Genomic DNA, 348 nt, shown 5'->3' on the forward strand with positions numbered 1-348 from the left:
CATCAGAAAAAAAGCTTGAACCGCCTTCCGAGCGCATCTTCATCGGTTCAAGCCGACTTCACGTGCCAGTTGGGGACGAAACAATGCCGATCGACCAAGCGTCACCGGGTGGTGATCTTTCGAGATGCGAATGGCCGCGACATTCGGGTCGTGACGAACCTCTTTCATGCGTCTGCGGAAACCATTGCCGACATGTACCAACAACGTTGGACTGTTGAGATCTTTTTCCGTTGGGTGAAGCAATATCTGAATGTCCCGACCTTGTTTGGCACGACGGAAAATGCGGTATACAACCAACTGTTTGCGGCATTCATCGCGTATGTGCTGTTGCGATGGCTGTATGATCAA

General features: G+C 51.1%; 1 protein-coding gene. It reads left to right on the forward strand.

Annotation, left to right across the window (positions count from 1 at the left end; all coding sequences use genetic code 11):
- The coding region (locus I656_RS0117415) for an IS4 family transposase (protein ID WP_033007091.1) at positions 1 to 348 on the forward strand (348 nt) is incomplete at both ends.

Source organism: Geobacillus sp. WSUCF1, assembly GCF_000422025.1.
GTDB lineage: Bacteria > Bacillota > Bacilli > Bacillales > Anoxybacillaceae > Geobacillus > Geobacillus zalihae.